This is a genomic window from Micrococcus sp. 093350064-1, from assembly GCF_053627955.1.
Window position 1 is genome coordinate 1 of sequence record NZ_JBSEYU010000026.1, and the last position, 3,721, is coordinate 3,721.

Sequence of the window (3,721 nt, forward strand, 5' to 3'; positions counted from 1 at the left end):
GGTAACACCCGAAGCCGGTGGCCTAACCCTTGTGGGGGGAGCCGTCGAAGGTGGGACCAGCGATTGGGACTAAGTCGTAACAAGGTAGCCGTACCGGAAGGTGCGGCTGGATCACCTCCTTTCTAAGGAGCATCAGTGCCCGTTGCATCACCGCGTGTGTGATGGCGGGTTGCTCATGGGTGGAACATCAATGAATGGTGCCAGTGGTGGTGCCGGCAGTGCTCGAGTACGTCATGCCTTTGCGGGTGTGGTTGGAATGGGTGGTGTTGGTGGCTGCGAGCTGGTGTTGGCACACTGTTGGGTCCTGGAACAGCAGGTGCCCTGACCTGTGAGGGTTGGGGTTGTTGTTTCTGGTCTCCGTGCCTTGTGAAGCTGGCCTTGAGGGTTGGTGGATGGGGTGTGGGTTGTTGTTTGAGAACTGCATAGTGGACGCGAGCATCTTATTTTTTTGTTGCTGCATCGTTGATCGCACTGTTCCCCCTGGGGTGGTGTGAGGTGTGGTGACGCCGAGAATGACATCTTAGTTAGATATTGCTCATTTGAGGACTTTCATTGTGTGTGAAAGTTTCCAAGGGCGCATGGTGGATGCCTTGGCAACAGGAGCCGAAGAAGGACGTGGGAATCTGCGATAAGCCTGGTGGAGTCGATAACCGGACGTTGAGACCAGGATTTCCGAATGGGGAAACCCCGCACGACGTGTCGTGTGACCCCCGGTTGAACACATAGACCGGGTGGAGGGAACGTGGGGAAGTGAAACATCTCAGTACCCACAGGAAGAGAAAACAAAAGTGATTCCGTTAGTAGTGGCGAGCGAACGCGGATGGGGCTAAACCGTATGTGTGTGATACCCGGCAGGGGTTGCATGTGCGGTGTTGTGGGCCCCTCCTTGTCATGTCTGCCGGCATGGCGCAGTGAGGTGCGGGCATATAGACGAACCAGTGTGGATGCTGGACCGTAGAGGGTGAGAGTCCCGTAGTCGAAATGTGTTCCGCCGCTGTTGGAGGGTTGCCCGAGTAGCACGGGGCCCGAGGAATCCCGTGTGAATCTGCCAGGACCACCTGGTAAGCCTGAATACTACCTGTTGACCGATAGCGGATCAGTACCGTGAGGGAATGGTGAAAAGTACCCCGGGAGGGGAGTGAAATAGTACCTGAAACCATGTGCCTACAAACCGTTGGAGCCTCCTTGTGGGGTGACAGCGTGCCTTTTGAAGAATGAGCCTGCGAGTTAGTGATACGTGGCGAGGTTAACCCGTGTGGGGAAGCCGTAGCGAAAGCGAGTCTGAATAGGGCGATTGAGTCGCGTGTCCTAGACCCGAAGCGGAGTGATCTACCCATGGCCAGGTTGAAGCGCGTGTAAGAGCGCGTGGAGGACCGAACCCACTTCAGTTGAAAATGGAGGGGATGAGCTGTGGGTAGGGGTGAAAGGCCAATCAAACTCCGTGATAGCTGGTTCTCCCCGAAATGCATTTAGGTGCAGCGTCACGTGTTTCTTCCCGGAGGTAGAGCTACTGGATGGACGATGGGCCCTACAAGGTTACTGACTTCAGCCAAACTCCGAATGCCGGGAAGTGAGAGCGTGGCAGTGAGACTGTGGGGGATAAGCTTCATAGTCGAGAGGGAAACAGCCCAGACCACCGGTTAAGGCCCCTAAGCGTGTGCTAAGTGGGAAAGGATGTGGAGTTGCTGAGACAACCAGGAGGTTGGCTTAGAAGCAGCCACCCTTGAAAGAGTGCGTAATAGCTCACTGGTCAAGTGATTCCGCGCCGACAATGTAGCGGGGCTCAAGTACACCGCCGAAACCGTGGCATTCAGTTTTGCTGGATGGGTAGGGGAGCGTCGTTCACGAGGTGAAGCCAGCGGGTAACTTCTGGTGGATTGTGGACGAGTGAGAATGCAGGCATGAGTAGCGAAAGACGGGTGAGAAACCCGTCCGCCGGATGACTAAGGGTTCCAGGGTCAAGCTAATCTGCCCTGGGTAAGTCGGGACCTAAGGCGAGGCCGACAGGCGTAGTCGATGGACAACGGGTTGATATTCCCGTACCAGTGAAGAACCGCCCATGCTGAGCCGGTGATACTAACCGCCCGAACCATCCCGAACCCCGTCTTTGACGGGGTCGGTGATGGGGAGCGCGGGACCTGAACCGGGGAGGCAAGCGCATTAACAGGTGTGACGCAGGAAGGTAGCCGGGCCGGGCAATGGAAATGACCTGGTCTAAGGGTGTAGGGCTGCCGGTAGGTAAATCCGCCGGCTGTATGCCTGAGACCTGATGGGCGCCCACGTGGTGGGTGATCCGGTGATCCTATGCTGCCTAGAAAAGCATCGGCGCGAGGTTCAAACTGCCCGTACCCTAAACCGACACAGGTGGTCAGGTAGAGAATACTAAGGCGATCGAGAGAATCATGGTTAAGGAACTCGGCAAAATGCCCCCGTAACTTCGGGAGAAGGGGGGCCCCAACCTTGAGCACCACGTGCTGGTGTGAGGGGATCGGGGCCGCAGAGACCAGGGGGAAGCGACTGTTTATCAAAAACACAGGTCCATGCGAAGTCGTAAGACGATGTATATGGACTGACTCCTGCCCGGTGCTGGAAGGTTAAGGGGACCCGTTAGCTTCGGCGAAGCGGAGAACTTAAGCCCCAGTAAACGGCGGTGGTAACTATAACCATCCTAAGGTAGCGAAATTCCTTGTCGGGTAAGTTCCGACCTGCACGAATGGAGTAACGACTTCCCCGCTGTCTCAACCATGAACTCGGCGAAATTGCATTACGAGTAAAGATGCTCGTTACGCGCAGAAGGACGGAAAGACCCCGTGACCTTTACTATAGTTTGGTATTGGTATTCGGTGTGACTTGTGTAGGATAGGTGGGAGACTGTGAAGCGGGCACGCCAGTGTTCGTGGAGTCGCCGTTGAAATACCACTCTGGTCACTCTGGATATCTAACTTCGGCCCGTGATCCGGGTCAGGGACAGTGCCTGATGGGTAGTTTAACTGGGGCGGTTGCCTCCCAAAATGTAACGGAGGCGCCCAAAGGTTCCCTCAGCCTGGTTGGCAATCAGGTGTCGAGTGCAAGTGCACAAGGGAGCTTGACTGTGAGAGTGGCAGCTCGAGCAGGGACGAAAGTCGGGACTAGTGATCCGGCGGCTCGTTGTGGAACGGCCGTCGCTCAACGGATAAAAGGTACCTCGGGGATAACAGGCTGATCTTGCCCAAGAGTCCATATCGACGGCATGGTTTGGCACCTCGATGTCGGCTCGTCGCATCCTGGGGCTGGAGTAGGTCCCAAGGGTTGGGCTGTTCGCCCATTAAAGCGGTACGCGAGCTGGGTTCAGAACGTCGTGAGACAGTTCGGTCCCTATCCTCTGCGCGCGTTGGAAATTTGAGAAGGTCTGTCCTTAGTACGAGAGGACCGGGACGGACGAACCTCTGGTATGTCAGTTGTACCGCCAGGTGCATGGCTGATTAGCTACGTTCGGGATGGATAACCGCTGAAAGCATCTAAGCGGGAAGCCGGCTTCGAGATGAGATTTCCTTGCCCCTTTGAGGGTGTGAGGCCCCCAGCTAGAACACTGGGTTGATAGGCTGGATGTGGAAGCGAGGACTGAAGACTCGTGAAGCTGACCAGTACTAATAGGCCGATGACTTACACACACTCTTATCCCATTGCTTGCTTCAAGGTGATGGGTTGGTGTTCGCGTCCACTGTGCGGTTGTCTGATTGCA

At 55.9% G+C, this 3,721-nt stretch carries 2 rRNA genes; both read left to right on the forward strand.

The features are described 5' to 3' along the window. A 16S ribosomal RNA gene (locus tag ACUW6W_RS11595) occupies positions 1–122 on the forward strand; the annotation flags it as partial. A 436-nt stretch (positions 123–558) separates the two neighbouring features. Then, a 23S ribosomal RNA gene (locus tag ACUW6W_RS11600) occupies positions 559–3,650 on the forward strand. Positions 3,651–3,721 lie beyond the last annotated feature (71 nt).